Consider the following 22,530-nt stretch of genomic DNA (forward strand, 5'->3'; position numbering starts at 1 on the left):
CTCGCGGTCCGTCGGCCGACACGTATACTTGACCCTTGTGCGATCGGCGACCGATCGCAGCGAAAGGCTTCAACGACTGTGCAGATCCTCGAGTTCGTCCTGCAGGTGCTTCTCGGCATCACGAGTCTCCTGCTGACCCTCCTCATCCTGCTCCACAAGGGACGCGGTGGCGGCCTGTCCGACATGTTCGGCGGCGGCATGACCTCGGCCCTCGGCTCGTCCGGGCTCGCTGAGCGCAACCTCAACCGATTCACGGTGGTCCTCGCCCTGGCGTGGTTCGCCTCGATCGTCGCGCTCGGCCTGATCACGAAGTTCCAGGCCCTCTGATGGCGACCGGAGGCAACGCGATCCGCGGCACCCGCGTCGGCGCGGGCCCGATGGGCGAACAGGACCACGGCTTCCACGCGGAGCGCATCGCGATCTCGTACTGGGACGCCCTGGGCAACGAGACGGTGCGCCACTTCGCCGCGGGCATCCCCGAGGAGGAGATCCCCGAGATCATCGACTCGCCGCACTCGGGTCTTCCCGCCGGTCGAGACAAGGACAACCCGCCCGCGGTCGCCAAGACCGAGCCGTACAAGACGCACCTGGCCTATGTGAAGGAGCGTCGTACCGAGGAGGAGGCCGAGAGCCTCCTCGAGGACGCCCTCAAGCAGCTGCGCGAGCGTCGCGGCCAGGAGTGACCTCCTGAACAGACAAGAAGAGCGGATGCCGACGGCATCCGCTCTTCCCGCCTATGCGCTCGCATGTGATCCGAGCCGCGTCAGTACTCCCGGTCGATGAGCTCGGGCGGAACCTGCGAGGCAGCGGCCTCGTCGACGAAGAAGGTCGTGCGCTTGCGGCCCTTCGCGCCGGCGGCGGGCACGCTGGCGTAGCTCGCCCCGGCGAGCGCGAGGCCCAGTGCGGCGGCCTTGTCGGCGCCGGCGAGGACGAGCCACACGCGCTTGGAGCTGTTGATGACCGGGCGGGTCATCGAGATGCGCTCCGGCGGCGGCTTGGGGGAGTCGCGCACGGGGACCACCGCGCGATCGGTGATCTGGATCTCGGCTCGATCGGGGAACAGCGAGGCGATGTGCCCGTCCGGGCCGACGCCGAGGAAGCAGACGTCGAACGACGGCCAGGCACCCTCGCTGCCGGGGAACGCGGCGAGCTCCTCGGCGTACGCGGCGGCAGCGGCGTCGAGATCGGCGCCGTCGTCGCTGCCCAAGGGCGAGTGGATGTTGCCGGCCGGGATGTCGAGGGCGTCGAGGAACGCCGCGCGCGCCGGTGCGTCGTTGCGGTCGGCGTGCCCGCGCGGCACGAACCGCTCGTCGCTCCACCAGAAGTGCACGCGCGACCAGTCGATGTCGGCCACGCGCGGGCTGCGGGCTGCGACGGCGAGCACCGCGGCCCCCATCGATCCGCCGGTGAGGGAGACGTGGGCGAGCTTGCCCTCGTCGACCCGCTTGGCCACGCGGCTCAGGAAGCGCGGAGCGACCGACTCGGCGAGTGCCGCGGGATCAGGACTGATGATGACGCGCTTCTCGGCCCAGCCTTCAGGCATTCGCAATCCCGTCCGTCACCCGCACGTCGCTCATCTGGCCAGCGTCTCCTTCGTCGCCGGAGAGTCGAGCAGGTCCCAGCCCTCCGTGATGACTCGACCATACAGGAGGTCCGGGTCCAGGCGACGGAGCTCCTCGGCGAGGCACTCGCGCAGCGTGCGGCGCGGGAAAGCCAGCTCGTGGCTCGGCTGCCCCGGCTGCGTCAGGATCGCGACACCGGGCGTCGGACGCTCCAGCAGCACCTCGCCGCTGGGGCGGACGAGTGCCACCGACTTGATGCCGTGCGGCCACTCCTCGGGATCGAGGTACGCCCAGTCGACCGGCACGTCGAGGGTGAGCCGCAGCCAGGCCGCGAGCAGCGCGGTGGACGGCGAGTCCGATGCGCCGCGCACCCGCACGCTGAGCACGGGCTCGTACGGCGGCTGGTCGAGGATCGCGGCGAGCTGCTCGCGCCACCGCGTCAGACGCGTCCACGCGAGGTCGGTGTCACCGGGCGCGTACTGCTCGCCGAGGTCCGCGACCCACGCCGACGGGTCGGCCTGCGCGGCGGCATCCGTGATCCGTCGCTGTGCGATGCGGCCGATCGAGGTCTTCGAGATGTGGGCGGGCGTGCGGTTCGGCCACCAGACCACCACCGGCGCGTCCGGCAGCAGCAGTCCCGTGACGAGGCTCTCGAGATTCGAGCGCCCGGCGTCGCCGAACGCGCGGAGCGTGACGACCTCGCTCGCCCCCGCGTCGCCGCCCACGCGGATCTGCGCGTCCAGGCGCGGATCCTCGTCGTAGCCGTCGGCGATCATCAGCACGATCACACGCATGGGGTGCTCGCGGGACGCGTCGTTGGCGGCCTCGATGACCTCTTCGACGGCGCCCTCGCGGGTCAGGATGATGAGCGTCAGCACACGGCCGAGCGCGACCGCGCCGCCCTCCTCGCGCACGTTGACCAGTGCGCGGGAGATCTTGCTGACGGTGGTGTCGGGAAGATCGACGATCACGGGCGCCTCCAGCTCCGTCCGTCGCGGGCGAGCATCTCGTCCGCGGATGCCGGGCCCCACGACCCGGGCGAGTACTGTTCGAGCGGACCGCCCTGAGCGTCCCAGAAGCGCTCGATGGGGTCGAGGATCTTCCACGACAGCTCGACCTCTTCGTGCCGCGGGAACAGCGGCGGGTCGCCGAGCAGCACGTCGAGGATGAGTCGCTCATAAGCCTCGGGGCTCGCCTCGGTGAAGGCGTGGCCGTAGCCGAAGTCCATCGTGACGTCGCGCACCTGGGCGCCGGCACCCGGCACCTTCGAGCCGAAGCGGATCGTGACGCCCTCGTCGGGCTGCACGCGGATGACCAGGGCGTTCTGCCCCTGTCCCGAGGTCTGGCTGCGCGGGAACAGGAGCTCGGGCGCGCGCTTGAACACGACGGCGATCTCGGTCACCCGCCGCCCGAGGCGCTTGCCGGTGCGGAGGTAGAACGGCACGCCCGCCCAGCGGCGGGTGTTCACCTCGAGGGTCACCGCGGCGTACGTCTCGGTGGTGGAGTGCGGGTTCATGCCGTCCTCCTCGAGGAAGCCCAGCACCTTCTCGCCGCCCTGCCAGCCGCCCGCGTACTGCCCGCGCGCGGTCGAGCGCGCGAGGTCCGCGGGGAGCGTGACGGCCGCGAGGACCTTCTCCTTCTCGGCGCGGAGGTCCTTGGCCTCGAACGAGATGGGCTCCTCCATCGCCGTCAGCGCCATGAGCTGCAGCAGGTGGTTCTGGATGACGTCGCGTGCCGCGCCGACGCCGTCGTAGTAGCCCGCGCGTCCGCCCACCCCGATGTCCTCGGCCATGGTGATCTGCACGTGGTCGACGTAGTTGCGGTTCCAGATCGGCTCGTACAGCTCGTTGGCGAAGCGCAGCGCCAGGATGTTCTGGACCGTCTCCTTGCCGAGGTAGTGGTCGATGCGGAAGATCGAGTCCGTCGGGAACGCCGAGCGCAGCACGTCGTTGAGTGCGCGCGCGGACTCCTGGTCATGGCCGAACGGCTTCTCGATGACCACGCGGCGCCAGCGGTCCGGCCGGTCGGCGGTGTCGTCGACGAGGCCGGATGACTTCAGCTGCTCGGCGACGAGGGGGAACGCCTTGGGCGGGATCGACAGGTAGAACGCGTGGTTGCCCATCGTGCCGCGCTCGGTGTCGAGCTTGTCGACGGTCTCGCGCAGGCGCCGGAACGCGTCGGGGTCGTCGAACTCGCCGGACACGAACCGGATGCCCTGCAGCAGCTGCTGCCAGGTCTCCTCGCGGAACTCGGTGCGCGCGTGCTGGCGCACCGCGTCGTAGACGACCTTGGCGAAGTCCTGGTCCTCCCAGTCGCGGCGGGCGAAGCCCACCAGGGCGAACCCGGGGGGCAGCAGACCGCGGTTGGCGAGGTCGTAGACGGCGGGCATGAGCTTCTTGCGGGAGAGGTCTCCCGTGACGCCGAAGATGACGAGCGCGCTCGGGCCGGCGATGCGGTTGAGGCGACGGTCTTCGGGGTCGCGCAGCGGGTTGTGCCCGCGCGCAATCTCGACGGTCATGGGGCGGTGAGCTCCTACTGGGCCGCTTCGAAGAGCGAGAGCACTTCGATCTGGGGATCGGTCAGGGTGAGGGTGACGACCGGGCGGTCATGGCCTTCGGCGAGCACGCTCGCATCGCCGGCGGCCTGCGCCTGGATGAGCTGGCCGAAGGTGAACGGCCGGCCGGGGATCTCGAGGTCGACGTCGGTCTGCTCGAGGACCTGGAGGAAGACGCCGTTCGCCGGTCCGCCCTTGTGGTACTGGCCGGTCGAATGCAGGAACCGGGGTCCCCATCCGAAGGTGGTGGGCCGCCCGGAGTCCGCGGCGACGAGCTCGCGCAGTCCCGAGAGCTGCGGCAGCTCGAGACGGTTGACGTAGGCATGGATGGCGACGTAGCCGCCCGCCGGGATCCGCGCCCAGAGCGCGTCCAGGACGCCGGCGACGGTCCCGGATGCCGCCAGAGCGGGGTCGGACACGCGGACCTCGACGCCCTCCGCCGAGAACGCGGGGGCGGTGGGCTCGGGCCGTGCGTCGAGCAGACCTCGCGCGGCGACCTTGGCGGACTCGACGTCGGGCTGGTCGAAGGGGTTGATCCCCAGCATCCGGCCGACGATCGCCGTCGCGTACTCCCACACGACGAACTGCGCGCCGAGCGAGCCGCTCACGAGGACCTCGCCCTCGTGGTGCTCGAAGAGGTGGAACTGCTTGGCCTCGTCGACGAAGCGCACGATCTGCACATCGTCCGGCCGGGTCTCGACCTCGGGGGAGACCGGCAGCATGACGACCGGCAGCACACCCGTCCCGTCCTTGCCGGTGGACTCGGCGACGAGCTGCTCGATCCAGTCCGGCAGCCCCTCGATGTGGGTGCCGTCGGTGACGAGACCGAGCTTGTCGCGGCGCGGCTCGTCGCCGGCGATCGCGGCGGCCAGGACCAGCGCCGGGTTGTCGGGGCTGTCGATCGCCACCTCGAGGAGCGACGCCTCGGCCTCGTCGAGCAGCTCGGCGATGTCGGCGCCGGCGAGACCGGCCGGCACCAGGCCGAACGCGGTGAGCGCGGAGTAGCGCCCGCCGACCGTCGGGTCGGCGTTGAACACCGTGTAGCCGTCGGCGCGCGCGGACTCGTCCAGCGGGGAGCCCGGGTCGGTGACCACGACGATCCGCTCGGCCGGGTCGATGCCCAGGTCGCGGAACGCAGCCTCGAAGGCCCGCTTGGCCGAGTCCGTCTCGACGGTCGACCCCGACTTGGACGACACCACGAGCGCCGTCCGCGTGAGGTCGCCGCTCTCGGCGTCGCCATCGATGGCGGCGAGCACCTGGCCCGGCGCCGTCGAGTCCAGGATCACCAGCGGCACGCCCGCGGTCTGCGCGATCACCTCGGGAGCCAGCGACGAGCCGCCCATGCCCGCGAGCACGACACGCGTGACCCCGCGCGAGCGGAGGCGCTCGCGCAGCGCGAGGATCTCCGGCACCAGGGGGCGCGAGACGCTGACCGCCTCCACCCAGCCCAGACGCCGGGACGCCTCGTCCTCGGCGGCCGGCCCCCACAGGGACGCGTCGCCGGCCGTGATGCCCGACGCGACGAGGCTCGAGACCAGGCCGGGGAGCGTCTCCTCGACGACCGACTTGACGCGTCCCGACAGGTGGATGTCGAAGCTCATCGGGTGCCCTGGAGGGCGTCCTCGAGGGCGGTCTTCACGGTGCCCTGGAGGTCGTGCCAGGAGGCGATGAACTTGTCGACGCCCTCGTCCTCGAGCACCTGAGTGACGTCGGCGAAGTCGACGCCGGCCGCCGCGAGGTCCGCGAACACCTTGTGGGCGGCCTCGTAGGTGCCGGTGACGGCGTCGCCGGCGATCTGACCGTGGTCGAACGTGGCCTCGAGCGTCTTCTCGGGCATCGTGTTGACGGTTCCCGGGGCGACGAGCTCGGTGACGTACAGCGTGTCGGGCAGCGACGGGTCCTTGACGCCGGTCGAGGCCCACAGCGGGCGCTGGACGTGGGCGCCGGCATCCGTCAGCGCCTTCGCGCGGTCGGTGGCGAACTCCTTCTCGAACAGCTCGTACGCCAGTCGCGCGTTGGCGACGCCGGCGAGCGACTTCAGCTCCGCGGCCTCGTCGGTGCCGATCGCCGTGAGACGCTTGTCGACCTCGGTGTCCACGCGCGAGACGAAGAACGACGCGACGGAGTGGATCTTCGAGATGTCCTTGCCGTTCGCCTGCGCCTGCTCGAGGCCCGCGAGGAAGGCCTCGATGACCTCGGCGTACCGCTCGAGGCTGAAGATCAGCGTCACGTTGACCGAGATGCCCTCGGCGAGCACCGCGGTGATGGCGGGCAGGCCCGCCTTCGTCGCGGGGATCTTGATGTGCACGTTCGGGCGGTCGACCTTCGCCCACAGCTCCTTGGCCTGGGCGACGGTGGCGTCGGTGTCGTGGGCGAGGTCGGGGGAGACCTCGATCGAGACCCGGCCGTCCACCCCGTCGGTCGCGTCGTAGACCGGACGGAAGATGTCGGCGGCGTCGCGGACGTCGTCGGTCGTCGCCGCGAAGATCGCGTCGTCGACCGAGGCGCCGGCGCGAGCCAGCTCGCCGATCTGGTCGGCGTAGGCGTGCCCGCCGCCGCCGATCGCGCCCTGGAAGATCGTCGGGTTCGTCGTGACGCCGGAGACGTTGCGCGTCGAGATGAGCTCGGTCAGGTTGCCCGACGTGATCCGCTCGCGCGACAGGTCGTCGAGCCAGATGCTCACGCCCTCGGCGACCAGCTTCTCGGTGGGGGTGCTCATGCTGCCTTCTCCTCGTGCTTACTCTGCCGCGGCGGCCGCGATGGTCTCGCGGGCAGCCTCGACGACGGCGTCGGCGGTGATGCCGAACTTCTGGAACAGGGTCTTGTAGTCGGCCGACGCGCCGAAGTGGTCGATCGCGACCGAGCGGCCGGCGTCGCCCACGATGCCGCGCCAGGTGAGCGCGGAGCCGGCCTCGACCGACACACGCGCCTTGACCGCGGCGGGGAGGACCTTCTCGCGGTACGCCTCGTCCTGCTCGTCGAACCACTCCAGCGAGGGGGCCGACACCACGCGGGCGTTCACGCCCTCCGCGGCGAGGGTCTCGCGTGCGGCGACGGCGAGCTGGACCTCGGAGCCCGTCGCGATGAGGATCACGTCGGGGGTGCCGTTCGGCGCCTCGGCGAGGATGTACGCGCCCTTGGCGACGCCCGCGGTCGAGGCGAATTCGTCACCGGATGCCTCGCCCTCGCCGCGCGGGAACACCGGGATGTTCTGGCGGGTCAGTGCGATGCCCGACGGCCCGCCCTGGCGGCGCAGGATCTCGAGCCACGCCGCGGACGTCTCGTTCGCGTCGGCCGGGCGCACCACGGTGAAGTTCGGGATCGCGCGCAGCGTCGCGAGCTGCTCGACCGGCTGGTGCGTGGGCCCGTCCTCGCCGAGCGCGACGGAGTCGTGCGTCCACACGAAGATCGACGGGATGTCCATCAGCGCGGCCAGACGCACCGAGGGGCGCATGTAGTCGCTGAAGATGAGGAAGGTGCCGCCGAACGGACGCGTCGGGCCGTGCAGCTTGATGCCGTTGACGATCGCGCCCATGGCGTGCTCGCGGATGCCGAAGTGCAGCACGCGGCCGTACCGGTCGCCCGACCACTCGTGCGTCGACCATTCGGACGGGATGAAGGACTTGGCGTCCTTGATCGTCGTCAGGTTGGACTCGGCGAGGTCGGCCGAGCCGCCCCACAGCTCCGGGAGCTCCGCCGCGAGGGCGTTGATCACGACACCCGACGCGGCACGGGTCGAAACGTCCTTGCCCGCCTCGAACGAGGGGAGAGCGGATGCCACGTCCGCGGGCAGCTCGCCCGCCTCGAGGCGGTCCAGCAGCGCCTTGCGCTCGGGGTTGGCCTTCGCCCACGCGTCGAAGGACTCCTGCCAGGCGGCGCGCGCCTCGGCGGCGCGGTCCTTCAGCGCACGGGTGCGGGCCAGCACGTCGTCGGCGACGACGAACGACTGCTCGGGGTCGAAGCCGAGGACCTTCTTGGTCGCGGCCAGCTCGTCCGCGCCGAGGGCGGAGCCGTGGATCTTGCCGGTGTTCTGCTTGCCGGGCGACGGCCAGCCGATGATGGTCCGCAGGACGATGAGCGACGGCTTGTCGGTCTCGCCCTGCGCGGCCTCGATCGCGGCGTGCAGCTCGGCGACGTCCTCGACGTACTCGCCGGTCTTCTTCCAGTCGACGGTCTGGACGTGCCAGCCGTATGCCTCGTAGCGCGCTGCGACGTCCTCGGTGAAGGCGACATCGGTGTCGTCCTCGATCGAGATCTGGTTGGAGTCGTAGATCGCGATGAGGTTGCCCAGCTGCTGGTGGCCCGCCAGCGAGGACGCCTCGCTGGTGACGCCCTCCTGCAGGTCGCCGTCACCGGCCACCACGTAGACGAAGTGGTCGAACGGAGACTCGCCCGCGGGCGCCTCCGGGTCGAACAGGCCGCGCTCGTAGCGGGCCGCGTACGCGAAGCCCACCGCCGACGCGAGCCCCTGGCCGAGCGGGCCGGTGGTGATCTCGACGCCCTTGGTGTGGCCGTACTCGGGGTGGCCCGGGGTCTTCGAGCCCCACGTGCGCAGCGCCTTCAGGTCGTCGAGCTCCAGCCCGAAACCGCCCAGATAGAGCTGCACGTACTGCGTCAGCGACGAGTGCCCGGCCGAGAGGATGAACCGGTCACGGCCCAGCCAGTCGGTGTCGGCGGGGTCGTGGCGGAGCACGCGCTGGTAGAGCAGGTACGCCGCCGGCGCCAGGCTCATCGCGGTGCCGGGGTGGCCGTTGCCCACCTTCTCGACCGCGTCCGCTGCCAGCACGCGTGCGGTGTCCACCGCGCGCCGATCAATCTCATCCCACCGCAGTTCCGACACCCGGCCGCCTTTCTCGAGGAGGTTGCGCCCAGAAGCCGGCCGGCTCGCGGCCCTTGTCCGGACGGAGAAGGGGGAATCGGCGACGGGCGCGCGTGGTCTCAGCATAGCGAAGCGGTATACCACCGAGGCCATGCGAGAGGTCTATGTGACGCAGTCTTGCGAAGGCCCTGTCGCCGCCTGTGACATGGCGGTGTCCTGGACGTCACGTTCTGCTCACGCTCGCGGCAGGCGTCATGTGATCCGCGGGCCGCGACCGGGAAGGGGGCGGGCGGGCAGGGCGCGACACGCCGATGACATAGACTTGGGAGGATTCTGCAGGCGGCGATTGCGGGGGCCATGGACATCACGAAGACGGCCGGCGCCGGGGCGCTCGTCGACGGTTCGCACCGGCCGCGTCAGAGCTTCGGCCGCACCGTCCGGGCCTACATCGCCCTGATGAAGCCGCGCGTCCTCGAGCTTCTGCTGGTGACCACCGTCCCGGTCATGATCCTCGCCGAGGGCGGGCTCCCCGACATCTGGCTGGTCATCGCCACCGTCATCGGCGGAACCGCGAGCGCGGGCTCGGCCGCCGCGTTCAACATGTATCTCGACCGCGACATCGACGCGCACATGCAGCGCACGGTGAACCGGCCGCTCGTGACGGGCGAGGTGTCGCCCCGCGGCGCGCTGATCTTCGCGTGGACGCTCGCGGTGTTCTCGACGGTGTGGCTGTGGGTGACCACCAACTGGCTCGCCGCGACCCTGTCCGCCGCGGCGATCTTCTTCTACGTCGTGATCTACACGATGATCCTCAAGCGCCGCACCGAGCAGAACATCGTGTGGGGCGGCATCGCAGGCTGCTTCCCGGTGGTGATCGGCTGGACCGCAGTGACCGGCTCGCTGGCCTGGCCGCCGATCATCCTCTTCGCGCTGGTGTTTCTGTGGACGCCGCCGCACTACTGGCCGCTGTCGATGAAGTACAAGGACCAGTACGAAGAGGTCGACGTTCCGATGCTGGGGGCTACGCGCGCCGGCTCGCAGGTCGGGCTCCAGGTGATCCTGTACGCGTGGGCGACCGTGGTGTGCTCGCTCCTGCTCATCCCCGTCGCCGGGATGGGCGTGGTGTACACGGTCTCGGCGCTGGTGTTCGGCGGCTGGTTCATCTACGAGTCGCACGTTCTGTACAACCGCGCGGTGCGCGGGACCGAGCCGCGACCGATGCGCGTCTTCCACGCGTCGATCACGTACCTCACGCTGCTCTTCGTCGCCATCGCGGTCGACCCGCTGCTCCCGTTCTGACAGGAACACGAAGAGGCCGCCCGGCTTACCGGGCGGCCTCTTCGTGAACGTGCGATCAGCGCGAGAGCGCGGACTCCTCGGCGGCCGGCTCCGCCTCGGCGGGCGACTCGTCAGCGATCTCGGACTCGGTCCGGTCGGTGAGCTCCACGACCTCGACGGGCGGGTGGGGACGCAGCGTCGAGAGGGCGGCGACGGCCAGCGTGAGCAGCACGCCGATGACTCCCGCGCCGATGAGGGTCCCGCCGAGCTGGGCGATCGACTGGCCGACGTAGACGTCGACACCGGTCGCGGTGCCGTCGGTCAGCGTCGTCGTCATCGAGGCGAGCTCGCCGGTCGTGAGGAACCAGCCGGCGGCGATCGTCGCCAGCGAGACGACGAGAAGGCCCCAGAACGGGATGCTGCGGATGAGACGGGGACGGGTGGGCATAGGGTCGATCACTCCTCGGGATGTGCGACCCGGGTGGCCGCGGCATCCCACCCTCCCAAACGCGCCCGTGCGGCGCCAATCCTCGCGCTATGAATCAGCTGTGGGCGGCGTCGGCCGCGGCGGCCCGCTCCGGCGCCTTGAGGTGCAGCACCACGACGGTCATCGTGGCCGCGGCGAGGGCCGCCAGCACCATGTGCGCGCCGACGGCGAGTTCGGGAAGGCCGTTCCTGGCCTGGTACAGGCCGACGCCGATCTGGACGAACTCGACCGCGAGCAGGACGACCGTCCAGCGCAGCAGCCGGGGCGCCGCGGTCCGCGAGCGCCGGCCCGCGACCAGCAGAGCGACGGTGAGGGCGAACAGCGCATAGCCCGGCCACGCGTGGACGTGCTCGAGGATCGAGGCGTCGAAGCCGTTGCGGCCGGCGTCGGCGTCGCCGGAGTGCGGCCCGGCGCCGGTCGTCAGCACGCCGAAGGCGATGGTCAGCGCCATCGCGAGGGAGGTCGCGTGGGCGAGCACCTCGTGCCAGCGCGGCACGAGCAGTACGCGCGGTCCGGCGGGCTGCGACATCCGCACCAGGAAGGCCGCCGTCACGCACACCAGGGCGAGCGACGCGACGTAGTGGAAGCCGACGATGAACGGGTTGAGCCCGGTGAGCACCGTGATGCCGCCGACGATGGCCTGCGCGGCGACACCGCCCACCACGACCACGGCGAGCACGTACAGGTCGCGCCGCCGCGTGCGCAGCTTGAGCAGGAGGATCAGAACCGCCAGGGCGATGAGCCCGACGACGCCCGTCATCAGCCGATTGCCGAACTCGATGATCGAATGGATGCCCTCGTCGATCCCCGGCGTGGGGACGAGCGAGTCGGCCGTGCACAGCGGCCAGGTGGGGCAGCCGAGGCCCGACCCGGTGAGGCGCACGGCGCCGCCGGTGCCGATGATGATCACCTCGGCGAGGAACGAGAGCCACGCGAACACGCGGATCCGCCGGTCGACCCGATCGGGCAGCCAGCGCCAGAAGCGCTGCCACAGGCCGGGGTCGGTCTGGGTGGTCTGCTGCGCGGACATGCCGGTCTTGCCTCCAGGGAGAGGCTCCGCGCTCCCCGTGTGACGGACGTCGCGCGTCCGCGGCGGGGTGGAACCTGTAGAATCGAGGGGTCGGTCGCGCGCGCCCTCGGCGCCGCGCACCACCGACAGTCTAGGCGCGATGGTCGGCGCCACTTGAGAGGGCCCGAGAAGCGGCATCCCCCCTCCGGTATCTCCACCGGAGATCACGGATGCCGGGACGGATGACACCGCCAGGGCCCGGAGGAGAACGTGACGATGACTGATGTGCTGATCGATCGCCCGGAGCTGGAAGGCCTGGGTGTCTACGAGTTCGGATGGCACGATGCCGACGCCGCGGGCGCCGTGGCGAAGCGCGGCATCGACGAGGGCGTGGTGCGCGGCATCTCCGCTCTCAAGAACGAACCGGAGTGGATGCTGAAGACCCGTCTGAAGGGCTATCAGCTCTTCGGCCGCAAGCCGATGCCCACGTGGGGGGCTGATCTCAGCGAGATCGACTTCGACAACATCAAGTACTTCGTGCGCTCCACCGAGAAGCAGGCGCAGTCGTGGGAGGACCTCCCCGAGGACATCCGCAACACCTACGAGAAGCTGGGCATCCCGGAGGCGGAGCGTCAGCGCCTCGTCGCCGGCGTCGCCGCGCAGTACGAGTCCGAGGTGGTGTACCACCAGATCCGCGAAGACCTCGAGGCGCAGGGCGTCATCTTCATGGACACCGACACGGCGCTGCGCGAGCACCCGGAGTTCTTCGAGGAGTACTTCGGCACCGTGATCCCCGCCGGGGACAACAAGTTCGCCGCCCTGAACACCGCGGTGTGGTCGGGCGGGTCGTTCGTGTACGTCCCGCCGGGCGTCCACGTCGAGATCCCGCTGCAGGCCTACTTCCGCATCAACACCGAGAACATGGGCCAGTTCGAGCGGACGCTCATCATCGCCGACGAGGGCTCGTACGTGCACTACATCGAGGGCTGCACCGCCCCGATCTACAAGAGCGACTCGCTGCACTCGGCCGTGGTCGAGATCATCGTGAAGAAGAACGCCCGTGTGCGCTACACGACGATCCAGAACTGGTCGAACAACGTCTACAACCTCGTCACCAAGCGGGCCGTGGCCCACGAGGGCGCGACGATGGAGTGGATCGACGGCAACATCGGCTCCAAGGTGACGATGAAGTACCCGTCGATCTTCCTGATGGGCGAGCACGCCAAGGGCGAGACCCTGTCGGTCGCCTTCGCGGGACCCGGCCAGCACCAGGACGCCGGCGCGAAGATGATCCACATGGCGCCCTACACGCAGTCCTCGATCGTCTCGAAGTCGATCGCCCGCGGGGGCGGCCGTGCCGGCTACCGCGGCGAGGTGCGCGTCGACGCCAACGCCCACCACTCGGCCAACACCGTCCGCTGCGATGCGCTGCTGGTCGACACGATCTCCCGCTCCGACACGTACCCCGCGATCGACATCCGGGTCGACGACGTGCAGCTCGGCCACGAGGCGACCGTCTCGAAGGTCAGCGAGGAGCAGCTGTTCTACCTCATGAGCCGGGGACTGCCCGAGGACGAGGCCATGGCCATGATCGTGCGCGGCTTCATCGAGCCGATCGCGCGCGAGCTGCCCATGGAGTACGCGCTCGAACTCAACAAGCTCATCGAGATGGGCATGGAAGGATCCGTCGGCTAGATGAGCCCCACCACCGAGGCCCCCACCATTCCCGGCGCGAAGGGCCACTCCGATGGCGCCGGTGCGTTCGTGCCGGTGCAGACGCGCTCCGAGCGTCCCCGTTCCTACGACCCGGCCGCCTTCGAGGCACCGACCGGGCGTGAGGTGAACTGGAAGCACACCCCCACGAGCCGCCTGGCGCCGCTGTTCGCCGACCAGCCCGCGCCCCACGGCGTGATCCAGGTCGACGTCCAGGCGCCCTCCGAGCTGGTCCAGGAGCGGCTCGGCCACGGCACCCGGCCGCGCGGAGAGGTCTTCCAGCCCGAGGACCTGCCCGCCGCGATCGCCTGGAAGCAGGAGGCCGAGGCGCCGCTGCTGCGCATCCCCGCCGGCGTGGAGCTCTCCGAGCCGGTCGTCGTGAACCTGCGGGGGACCGGCGGGCTGGCGCACGCCCACGTCGTGGTCGAGGCGCTGCCGAACTCCCACGCCACCGTGGTGTTCCGCCACACCGGCACGGCGCAGCACGCCCAGAACGTCGAGATCATCGTCCGCGACGGCGCCCATCTCACCCTGGTGTCGGTGCAGGAGTGGGACGACGACGCCGTGCACGCGGCATCCCACCAGGCCCGCGTCGAGCGCGACGCGACCCTCCGCCACGTGGTCGTCAGCTTCGGCGGCGGCGTCGTGCGCGTCAACCCGAGCGTCGAGCTCGCCGGAACCGGCTCGCGCGGCGAGCTGTACGGCCTCAGCTATTCCGACGCCGGTCAGCACCTCGAGAGCCAGGTGTACCTGCACCACAAGGGCGCCGAGACCAGCGGCGACGTCCTGTACAAGGGCGCGCTGCAGGGGGAGGGCGCGCGCAGCGTCTGGATCGGCGACGTGCTCATCGGACCGGATGCCGTCGGCACGGACTCGTACGAGGCCAACCGCAACCTGGTGCTCACCGACGGCGCGCGCGCCGAGTCGATCCCGAACCTCGAGATCGAGACGGGCGACATCCGCGGTGCCGGACACGCCAGCGCCACCGGACGCTTCGACGACGAGCAGCTGTTCTACCTGCAGTCCCGCGGCATCGGCGAGGACGAGGCACGGCGCCTGGTCGTGCTCGGCTTCCTCGCGGAGATCGTGCAGAAGATCGGCGTCGCCGAGCTCGAGACCGAGCTGTTCGCCGCGATCGAGGCTGAACTCGCCAAGGAGGTCGTGCGATGACAGCGCAGCGCGTGTGCGCCCTCAGCGACCTCGTCCAGGACGAAGCCCGCCGCGTCGAGGTGGACGGCGTCGCCATCGCCGTCGTGCTCGACTCCAACGGCGAGGTGCACGCCATCGGCGACGTCTGCACCCACGGCGACATCTCGCTGTCCGAGGGCTTCGTCGACGGCGAGACGCTCGAGTGCTGGGCCCACGGCTCGGCGTTCTCGCTGCGCACCGGAAAGCCCCTCAACCTCCCCGCGTACGAGCCGGTCCCGGTCTTCGCGGTCACCGTCGACGGCGATGACGTGCTCATCGACCCGACCGTCAAGCTCGAAGTGAACTGAAGAAGGTACTGAACAATGTCTGTCCTCGAGATCCGCGACCTGCATGTGACGGTCGAGACGGATGCCGGCACCACCCCGATCCTCAACGGCGTGACGCTCACGATCCGCACGGGTGAGACCCACGCGATCATGGGCCCCAACGGCTCCGGCAAGTCCACGCTCGCCTACACGATCGCCGGTCACCCGAAGTACACCGTGACGAGCGGTTCGATCACGCTCGACGGCGAGGACGTCCTGGAGATGTCCGTCGACGAGCGCGCACGCGCGGGCCTGTTCCTGGCCATGCAGTACCCGGTCGAGATCCCCGGCGTCACCGTCACCAACTTCCTGCGCACCGCGAAGACGGCGGTCGACGGCGAGGCGCCGTCGATCCGCACGTGGACCAAGGACGTCAAGGCGTCGATGAAGAACCTGCGCATGGACCCGAAGTTCGCCCAGCGCAACGTCAACGAGGGCTTCTCCGGCGGAGAGAAGAAGCGCCACGAGATCCTCCAGCTCGAGCTGCTGAAGCCGCAGATCGCCGTCCTTGACGAGACCGACTCGGGGCTGGACGTCGACGCGCTGAAGGTCGTCTCGGAGGGCGTCAACCGCGCCAAGGCCGAGACCGACCTCGGCGTGCTGCTCATCACGCACTACACGCGCATCCTCCGCTACATCCACCCCGACTTCGTGCACGTCATGGTGGGCGGCCGTATCGTCGAGGAGGGCGGACCCGAGCTCGCCGACCGCCTCGAGGACGAGGGCTACGACCGCTTCCTGCCCGCGGGCGAAGAAGAGCCGGCGGCCGAGGCCCCCGTCGGCAGCGAAGCGTAGGATCGTCTCATGACGGCGACGCTCACGCCCGAGAAGTACGACGAGGTCACCGAGGCCCTGAAGGACGTCATGGACCCGGAGCTCGGGATCAACGTCGTCGATCTCGGTCTCATCTACGATCTCGCCTGGGATGACGAGAACGATGCTCTGGTCATCCACATGACCCTGACATCGGCCGGCTGCCCGCTGACCGACGTGCTCGAGGAGCAGACGGCGCAGGCGCTCGACGAGGTCGTCGATCGGTTCCGCATCAACTGGGTGTGGATGCCGCCGTGGGGTCCCGAGCGGATCACCGACGACGGCCGCGACATGATGCGCGCGCTCGGCTTCGCCATCTGACCGAGGCTGGTCGCCACGACGGCGGTGACGTTTCGCACGGTGACGCCTCGGCGATGCGGCGGCGCACCCGTCGCTAGGCTCGAACGGTGAGCGTCATCACCCCCCTGCAGGCACTTCCCGTCGATCAGCTGCGCCGGCGCTCGAGCACGAAGTGGCGCCGGTATCCGGAGGACGTGCTGCCGATGTTCGTCGCCGAGACGGACTTCGTGCCCGCCCCTGCCGTCACGGCGGCGCTCGCGCGGGCGGTGGAGCTCGGCGACACCGGCTACACGCCCCCCGACCCCGGCATCCGCGACGCCTACGCGGGCTTCGCGGAGCGACGCTTCGGATGGACCGTCGACCCGGCGCGCATCCGCACCACGTGCGATGTGATGATGGGCGTCGTCGAGATCCTGCGGCGGGTCGTCGAGCCCGGGAGCCGCGTCGTCGTGACGCCGCCGGTCTACCCGCCGTTCTACGACTGCGTGCCCGAGGCGGGCGCGGTCGTGGAACGGGTGCCGCTCCGTGACACCGGCGACGCGTGGGAGCTCGACCTGGCCGGCATCGAGGCGGCGTTCGCGGACGGGGCGCGCGCGATCCTGCTCTGCAACCCGCACAACCCGACCGGCACCGTCCACTCCCGCGCGACGCTGGGGGCTCTCGCCGAGATCGCGTCGAAGCACGGCGCCGTCGTCGTCAGCGACGAGATCCACGCCCCCCTCACCGGACGCGGCGCCACCTTCACGCCGTTCCTCGACGCGTCGCCGACGGCCGCGCGGGTCGGGTACGCCGTCGTGAGCGCGAGCAAGGCGTTCAACCTCGCGGGCCTGAAGTGCGCGCTGATGGTCACCGCCGACGACGCGACCGCGGCGGTCGTGCGCTCCCTGCCCGACGAGGTCGAATGGCGCACAGGCCTCTTCGGAGCACTCGCGGCCGTCGCCGCCTTCTCTCCGGAGAGCGACGGCTGGCTCGACGCGCAGCTGGCGGCCCTCGACGAGAACCGGCTCCTGCTGGCCGACCTCCTCGCCGAGCATGTGCCGGCGGCGCGGTACCGGATCCCGGATGCCGGATTCCTCGCGTGGATCGACCTCTCCGCGTTGGGCTGGGGCGAGAACCCCGCGGTGAAGGTGCTCCGGGATGCGAAGGTCGCGCTGCACTTCGGCCCGCTCTTCGGCGAGGAGGGCAGGGGCCACGTCCGTCTGAACTTCGGCTGCTCACCCGACGTGCTGCGCGAGGCGGTGCAGCGCCTGGGCGCCCTGGCGCGGTCGTGACCGGCCCGCCGCAGACGAGCATCTGGCAGGCGCGCTACGTCTGGGTGACCGTCGGCGCCGTCGCGCTGATCTTCCTCGCGGCCATGCAGTCGCTGGCGATCACGACGGTCATGCCCGTCGTCAGCGCAGACCTCGACGGCGATCGGCTCTACGCCGTGGCGTTCGCGGGCACGCTCGCCACGAGCGTCATCGGCATGGTGGCGGTCGGCGCCTGGTGCGACCGCGGCGGCGTGCTGGCCCCGCTCACCACCGCGGTGGGACTCTTCGTCGTCGGGCTGGTGCTGTCAGGGCTCGCCCCGAGCATGCCCGTGCTCGTCGCGGGCCGTCTCGTGCAGGGGCTCGGCACCGGCGGGCAGACGGTGGCGCTGTACGTCGTGGTGGCGCGGGTGTACCCGGGCGCCGTGCACGGGCGCGTGTTCGCCGCGTTCTCGGCGGCGTGGGTCGTGCCCTCGCTCATCGGTCCGTTCCTGGCCGGCGCGGTCACCGAGTTCCTCCACTGGCGCTGGGTGTTCCTCGGTGTCGCCGCGCTCACGGTCGTCGCGTTCGTCATGGTCGTGGCGCGCCTGTATGGGCTGCCTCTGCACACCGATCAGCCTGCGACGGGGCGCGTCGGGCCACGGCTGGCGTGCGCCGTCGCCCTGGCGATCGGCGCCCTCGGGCTCAGTCTCGCCGGAGAGCTGGGGGTCTGGGCCGGAGTCGCGGTCGCGGCATCCGTCGCCGTCATCGCCCTCGCCTCGCGACCTCTGCTGCCGCGCGGGACCCTGCGCGCGGCGCGCGGTCTTCCCAGCGTGGTGCTCATGCGCGGGCTGATCGCGGGGGCGCTGTTCGGAGCAGAGATCTACGTGCCGTACCTGCTCATCGACGACTACGGGTTCTCGCCGACGTGGGCCGGTCTGGGCCTGACCGCCGCGGCACTCGCGTGGGCGGCCGCCGCCGACGTGCAGGGCCGGTTCGGCGACCTGATCGGGAACACGCGGATCACGCTCGTCGGCACCGGGCTGCTCGTCGCCTCGCTCACCGTCGCCGCGGCCACAGCGCTCCTCGGGCTGCACCCGGCGATCCTCATCGCCGGGTGGGGGCTCGCCGGCGGCGGCATGGGACTGATGTATCCGCGACTGACCGTGCTGACGCTCGCGTACTCGACGGCGCAGAACCAGGGGTTCAACTCATCGGCGCTGTCGATCTCCGACGCGGTCGGCTCGGCGTCGTCGATCGCCGTGATGGGACTCGTCTTCACGATGCTGGCGGCGACGGATGCCGGATTCCCCGCCGTGTTCGCGATCGGCATCGTGCTCGCGCTCGCGGCCCTCATCCCCGGGCTCCGTCTCGGCCACGCCCATGAGGCTGCGCGCGCGTGACGGCGGATGACGACGCGCGATTTGGGGGAGCGAGGCAGGTAAGGCTAGCCTAACCGGGTGAGCACTTCGATCGAGACCCGCACACGTCCCGCCTATCGTCCCTACCGGACCAGCGTCGTCGCGGTCGAGCGGCTCGCGCCGCACTTCGTGCGCGTGACCTTCACCGGCCCCGACCTCGACGTCTTCGGAACCGCCGGTCTCGACCAGCGGATCAAGCTCATCCTCCCGCTGCCCGACGGCTCCCTCAGCGACATCGGGCAGGACGACCCCGCCGCGGTCGACGACGGGAGCTGGTACCTCCGCTGGCGCTCGGTGCCGGGCGCGTCCCGCAGCCCCCTCCGCACGTACACCGTCCGGCGCATCGACCCCGTCGAGCGCCGGCTGGTGGTGGACTTCGTCGTCCACCACGACGCCGGGCCGGCCGGTTCGTGGGCGGAATCCGCCGCCGCCGGACAGGAGCTCGTCATCGTCGGACCCGACGAGCGCAGCGAGGACCGCCGCTCCGGTCTGGACTGGCATCCCGGTACCGCACAGCGCGTGCTGCTCGCCGGCGACGAGACGGCGACGCCGGCGATCTGCGCCATCCTCGAGTCGCTGGACGACTCCTACGACGTGGACGCCTTCCTCGAGGTCCCCACGGCGGCGGATCGCCTGGACCTCGACGTGCCCGGCCACTTCCGTGTCACGTGGCTCGCCCGCGACGCCCGGCCGCACGGCGAGAGCCTGATGTCCGCGGTGTCGGCCTGGACGGATGCCTCGCCGGACGTCCTCGCCAAGGCCGCGGCGCCGCGGACGCAGGACCTCGTCGACGTCGACGTGGACACCGACCTGCTGTGGGACAGCCCTGCCGACGCCGACGGCGACTTCTACGCATGGATCGCGGGCGAGGCGGCGATGGTCAAGGGACTGCGCCGTCACCTCGTCCAGGGGTGCGGCGTCGACCGCAAGCGCGTCGCGTTCATGGGGTACTGGCGCCTGGGTCAGTCCGAGCGGCAGGAATGACCGGCGCCCGCACGCGGCGCGCGCGGGCCATCTTCGCGGCGGCCCTCGTCGTGCTCGCGATCGCCGTGCTCCTGAGCCTGGCAGTCGGGGCGCGGCCGATACCGCCGTGGGTGGTCTGGGACGCGCTGACCGCGCCGGACCTGACGATGGCGGACCACTCCGTCGTGCTGACGCAGCGCATCCCTCGCACCGTGATCGGGATCCTCGCCGGAGCGGCGCTCGCCGCGGCCGGGGCGGTGATGCAGGGGCTCACGCGCAACCCGCTCGCCGATCCCGGACTGCTGGGCATCAACGCGGGGGCTTCGCTCGCCGTCCTCGCGGCCATCACCCTCCTCGGCATCACCACCCCCGCCGGGTTCGTGTGGTTCGCCTTCGCCGGAGCGGCCGCCGCCGCCGTCCTCGTCGCCGCGATCGGCTCACGCGGGGCGGACGGCTCGAACCCGGCCAAGCTCGCGCTCACGGGCGCCGCCGTCACCGCCGGTCTGACCTCGGTGTCGATCCTCATCCTGACGACGGACATCGTCGCGCTGGAGGTCTACCGCTACTGGTCGGTCGGAGCCCTCACCGCTCGCGGCCTCGACGCCGTCGCCGCGGTGGCCGGGCCGGTCGTCGTCGGGCTCGCGCTGGCGGTCGTCTCGATCCGCGGACTGGACCTGATGGCGCTCGGTGAGGACACGGCGCGCGGCCTCGGCCATGATGTGACGCGCACCCGGGTGGTGGGGATCCTCGCGACGGTGCTGCTCTGCGGCGGGGCGACCGCGATCGCCGGGCCGATCGTGTTCCTCGGCCTGCTGGTCCCGCACGTGCTGCGCGCATTCGTCGGAGACAGCTACCGCGACCTCGTGCTGATCGGCATCCCGCTCGGCGCCGCGGTGCTGGTGCTGGCGGACGTCATCGGACGCGTCATCGCGCCACCGGGGGAGGTCCAGGCGGGCATCGTGGTCGCCTTCCTCGGGGCGCCGATGCTCATCGCCCTCGTCCTGCGGCGGAAGCAGGTCACGCTGTGAGCGTCGTCGAGGCCGTCCGCACGAGGACGCGAACCCGTCGCCGCTGGGTCGTGCTGGCGCTGAGCGCGGTGCTCGTCCTCATCGCCGCGCTCTCGCTCTCGCTCGGGGACTACCCGCTCTCGCCCGATCAGGTCTGGCGGACGCTGTGGGGCGGTGGCGAGCGCGTCGAGGCCTACGTGGTGTTCCAGGTGCGGGCTCCGCGCTTGACGATGGCCCTCACCGCCGGCGCCGCGCTCGGCACCGCGGGTGCGCTGCTCCAGGCGCTGCTGCGCAATCCGCTGGCCAGCCCCGATCTCCTCGGGATCTCGGGCGGCAGCGGCGTGGCGGCGGTGTTCGCCCTGCTGGTGCTGGGGACGACCGGGCCCGTCCTGACGGTCTTCGCGTTCGCGGGCGGCCTCACCGTCGCGGTCCTCCTGCTGTTCGCGGGGCGGGGCCAGCGCGCCGGCGGCTACCGGCTGATCCTCGCCGGCATCGGGGTGGCGTTCCTGTGCACGGCGATCACGAACTTCCTCATGGTGCGCGCGCAGGTGGAGCAGACGCAGACCGCGCTGCTGTGGCTCACGGGAAGCCTGTCCTCCACCCCGTGGTGGCAGGTCGTGACGCTCGTGCTGGTCGGGGTCGCCGCCGTCCCCGCCGTCATCGCGTCCGCCCGCTGGCTCCCGATCAACCAGATGGGACCCGCGACGGCGGCGGGACTCGGCATCCATCCCTCCCGGGTGCAGCTGGTGGCGGTCGGGGCGGCCGTGCTCCTGACCGCTGCGACCTGCGCGTTCATCGGCCCCGTCGGCTTCATCGCGCTGTGCGCGCCGGCGATCGCACGACCGCTGCTCGGGCACGGGGCCATCGGCGTCGGCTCGAGCGCGGTCGTCGGTGCGACGCTGCTCGCCGCCGCCGACCTCGTCGCGCAGTTCGCCATCCCCGGCCTGCAGCTGCCGGTCGGGGTCGTGACGGGTGCGCTCGGCGCCGTCTTCCTCCTGTGGCTTCTCGGCACGTCGAAAGGACGCAACCTGTGAGCACCGACACTCTTTCTCCGCGGCTGGTGGCGCGCGGACTGTCGGCCGGCTACCCGGGTCGACGGGTGATCGAGGATCTCGACCTCACGATCGCCCCGGGTCGCGTCACGATGATCATCGGCGCGAACGCCTGCGGGAAGTCGACGCTGCTGGGCGTGCTCGCCCGTCTCCGCCCCCCGATGGCGGGCACCGTCGAGCTGGACGGCGTCGACGCGACGACCCTGTCGCGGCGGCGGTTCGCGCGAGCGGTCGGCCTGCTGCCTCAGCAGCCGTCGGCGCCCGAGGGGCTCACCGTGGCAGAGCTCGTCTCGCGCGGTCGGCATCCGCACCGAGGCGTGTTCCAACGGTGGAGCCCGGAGGACTCCGCGATCGTGGACTCGGCGCTGGCGAGCACGGGGATGACCGAGCTCGCCGACCGCCCCGTCGGCGACCTCTCCGGCGGCCAGCGGCAGCGCGCGTGGATCGCGATGGCGCTCGCGCAGGACCCGCGGATCCTGCTGCTGGACGAGCCGACCACGTTCCTCGACCTCAGCCACCAGATCGAGGTGCTCGATCTGCTCCGAGAGCTCAACCGCACGCAGGGCACGACGATCGTGGTGGTGCTGCACGAGCTCAACCTGGCGGCGCGATACGCCGACGAGCTCGTCGTCATGTCGCACGGCCGTGTTGTGGCGCATGGCGCGCCCGCCGATGTGCTGACGGCGGAGGTGGTCGCCGAGGCCTTCTCGCTCGACGCCCTGGTCATGCCGGACCCGCTCACCGGCACCCCGCTGATCGTCCCCGTCCCCGGCGGCGCCCACAGCGCCGCCGACCACGCCTGACACCATCGA

General features: G+C 71.1%; 22 protein-coding genes. 14 read left to right on the top strand and 8 right to left on the bottom strand.

All coding sequences use genetic code 11. The features are described from left to right. Nucleotides 1-78: 78 nt before the first annotated feature. Together secG and ACFRAL_RS05365 are read left to right on the top strand one after the other, a co-directional pair. Nucleotides 79-327, top strand: coding sequence for a preprotein translocase subunit SecG (secG, locus tag ACFRAL_RS05360; protein WP_336397856.1), 249 nt, complete (start codon nt 79-81; stop codon nt 325-327). Continuing rightward, complete coding sequence (locus ACFRAL_RS05365) at nt 327-683, top strand: RNA polymerase-binding protein RbpA (RefSeq protein WP_378880608.1); 357 nt, start codon at nt 327-329, stop codon at nt 681-683. Before secG ends, ACFRAL_RS05365 begins: the two co-directional genes overlap by 1 nt. A gap of 80 nt (nt 684-763) precedes the next feature. Here the strand turns inward: ACFRAL_RS05365 and pgl are convergent, their stop codons facing one another. From pgl to tkt, 6 genes are read right to left on the bottom strand one after another with little or no spacing between them, the layout of a single operon-like run. Continuing rightward, nucleotides 764-1,543 carry a 6-phosphogluconolactonase gene (gene pgl / locus ACFRAL_RS05370; RefSeq protein ID WP_336397858.1) on the bottom strand — a complete coding sequence of 260 codons (780 nt, stop codon included), beginning with the start codon at nt 1,541-1,543 and terminating at the stop codon, nt 764-766. Nucleotides 1,544-1,573: 30 nt separating this feature from the next. Next, nucleotides 1,574-2,533, bottom strand: a complete 960-nt coding sequence (locus tag ACFRAL_RS05375) for a glucose-6-phosphate dehydrogenase assembly protein OpcA (RefSeq protein WP_336397859.1) — start codon at nt 2,531-2,533, stop codon at nt 1,574-1,576. After that, entirely contained in the window at nt 2,530-4,080 is a 1,551-nt protein-coding gene (gene zwf / locus ACFRAL_RS05380; RefSeq protein WP_378880613.1) for a glucose-6-phosphate dehydrogenase, read from the bottom strand. Before zwf ends, ACFRAL_RS05375 begins: the two co-directional genes overlap by 4 nt. A gap of 14 nt (nt 4,081-4,094) precedes the next feature. Then, entirely contained in the window at nt 4,095-5,717 is a 1,623-nt protein-coding gene (locus ACFRAL_RS05385) for a glucose-6-phosphate isomerase (RefSeq protein WP_378880616.1), read from the bottom strand. Continuing rightward, on the bottom strand, nt 5,714-6,835 hold the full coding sequence (tal, locus tag ACFRAL_RS05390; protein WP_336397862.1) for a transaldolase: 1,122 nt from the start codon (nt 6,833-6,835) through the stop codon (nt 5,714-5,716). The genes ACFRAL_RS05385 and tal overlap by 4 nt, the downstream gene beginning before the upstream one ends. A gap of 18 nt (nt 6,836-6,853) precedes the next feature. Then, nucleotides 6,854-8,956, bottom strand: coding sequence for a transketolase (gene tkt, locus ACFRAL_RS05395; protein ID WP_378880619.1), 2,103 nt, complete (start codon nt 8,954-8,956; stop codon nt 6,854-6,856). 336 nt (nt 8,957-9,292) lie between these two features. Here tkt and ACFRAL_RS05400 point away from each other — a divergent pair, with 336 nt between their 5' ends. Next, nucleotides 9,293-10,234, top strand: a complete 942-nt coding sequence (locus ACFRAL_RS05400) for a heme o synthase (RefSeq protein ID WP_336397864.1) — start codon at nt 9,293-9,295, stop codon at nt 10,232-10,234. 55 nt (nt 10,235-10,289) lie between these two features. Here ACFRAL_RS05400 and ACFRAL_RS05405 read toward each other — a convergent pair whose 3' ends face one another. Together ACFRAL_RS05405 and ACFRAL_RS05410 are read right to left on the bottom strand one after the other, a co-directional pair. After that, nucleotides 10,290-10,661 (bottom strand): dinucleotide-utilizing enzyme, encoded by a 372-nt coding sequence (locus ACFRAL_RS05405; RefSeq protein ID WP_336397865.1) that lies wholly within the window; start codon nt 10,659-10,661, stop codon nt 10,290-10,292. 94 nt (nt 10,662-10,755) lie between these two features. Beyond that, nucleotides 10,756-11,730 (bottom strand): COX15/CtaA family protein, encoded by a 975-nt coding sequence (locus ACFRAL_RS05410; RefSeq protein WP_336397866.1) that lies wholly within the window; start codon nt 11,728-11,730, stop codon nt 10,756-10,758. A gap of 255 nt (nt 11,731-11,985) precedes the next feature. On the opposite strand from ACFRAL_RS05410, the gene sufB reads away from it, so the two are divergent. The 11 genes from sufB to ACFRAL_RS05465 all read left to right on the top strand — a co-directional run bounded on the left by sufB (nt 11,986) and on the right by ACFRAL_RS05465 (nt 22,521). After that, nucleotides 11,986-13,404: a Fe-S cluster assembly protein SufB gene (sufB, locus tag ACFRAL_RS05415; protein ID WP_336397867.1), complete on the top strand. Its 1,419-nt coding sequence runs from the start codon at nt 11,986-11,988 to the stop codon at nt 13,402-13,404. Beyond that, nucleotides 13,405-14,592 carry a Fe-S cluster assembly protein SufD gene (gene sufD, locus ACFRAL_RS05420; RefSeq protein WP_336397868.1) on the top strand — a complete coding sequence of 396 codons (1,188 nt, stop codon included), beginning with the start codon at nt 13,405-13,407 and terminating at the stop codon, nt 14,590-14,592. It begins immediately after the preceding gene. Further along, nucleotides 14,589-14,918: a non-heme iron oxygenase ferredoxin subunit gene (locus ACFRAL_RS05425; RefSeq protein WP_336397869.1), complete on the top strand. Its 330-nt coding sequence runs from the start codon at nt 14,589-14,591 to the stop codon at nt 14,916-14,918. The genes sufD and ACFRAL_RS05425 overlap by 4 nt, the downstream gene beginning before the upstream one ends. Nucleotides 14,919-14,933: 15 nt before the next feature. Continuing rightward, nucleotides 14,934-15,731, top strand: a complete 798-nt coding sequence (gene sufC, locus ACFRAL_RS05430; protein ID WP_378880626.1) for a Fe-S cluster assembly ATPase SufC — start codon at nt 14,934-14,936, stop codon at nt 15,729-15,731. 9 nt (nt 15,732-15,740) lie between these two features. Beyond that, the gene (locus ACFRAL_RS05435; RefSeq protein ID WP_019179282.1) at nt 15,741-16,070 is read left to right on the top strand and encodes a metal-sulfur cluster assembly factor; all 330 of its coding nucleotides are present in this window, start codon (nt 15,741-15,743) and stop codon (nt 16,068-16,070) included. 95 nt (nt 16,071-16,165) lie between these two features. After that, the gene (locus ACFRAL_RS05440) at nt 16,166-17,320 is read left to right on the top strand and encodes a MalY/PatB family protein (protein WP_378881286.1); all 1,155 of its coding nucleotides are present in this window, start codon (nt 16,166-16,168) and stop codon (nt 17,318-17,320) included. Further along, complete coding sequence (locus ACFRAL_RS05445) at nt 17,317-18,678, top strand: MFS transporter (RefSeq protein WP_378880631.1); 1,362 nt, start codon at nt 17,317-17,319, stop codon at nt 18,676-18,678. The genes ACFRAL_RS05440 and ACFRAL_RS05445 overlap by 4 nt, the downstream gene beginning before the upstream one ends. Before the next feature lie 57 nt (nt 18,679-18,735). Further along, nucleotides 18,736-19,680: a siderophore-interacting protein gene (locus ACFRAL_RS05450; RefSeq protein WP_378880634.1), complete on the top strand. Its 945-nt coding sequence runs from the start codon at nt 18,736-18,738 to the stop codon at nt 19,678-19,680. After that, complete coding sequence (locus ACFRAL_RS05455) at nt 19,677-20,687, top strand: iron ABC transporter permease (RefSeq protein ID WP_336397873.1); 1,011 nt, start codon at nt 19,677-19,679, stop codon at nt 20,685-20,687. Before ACFRAL_RS05450 ends, ACFRAL_RS05455 begins: the two co-directional genes overlap by 4 nt. After that, complete coding sequence (locus ACFRAL_RS05460; RefSeq protein WP_336397874.1) at nt 20,684-21,700, top strand: iron ABC transporter permease; 1,017 nt, start codon at nt 20,684-20,686, stop codon at nt 21,698-21,700. The genes ACFRAL_RS05455 and ACFRAL_RS05460 overlap by 4 nt, the downstream gene beginning before the upstream one ends. Further along, entirely contained in the window at nt 21,697-22,521 is an 825-nt protein-coding gene (locus ACFRAL_RS05465; protein ID WP_336397875.1) for an ABC transporter ATP-binding protein, read from the top strand. Before ACFRAL_RS05460 ends, ACFRAL_RS05465 begins: the two co-directional genes overlap by 4 nt. The last annotated feature ends 9 nt before the right edge of the window (nt 22,522-22,530 follow it).

The sequence above is a fragment of the Microbacterium sp. NPDC056736 genome (assembly GCF_042790415.1).
Classification (GTDB): Bacteria; Actinomycetota; Actinomycetes; order Actinomycetales; family Microbacteriaceae; genus Microbacterium.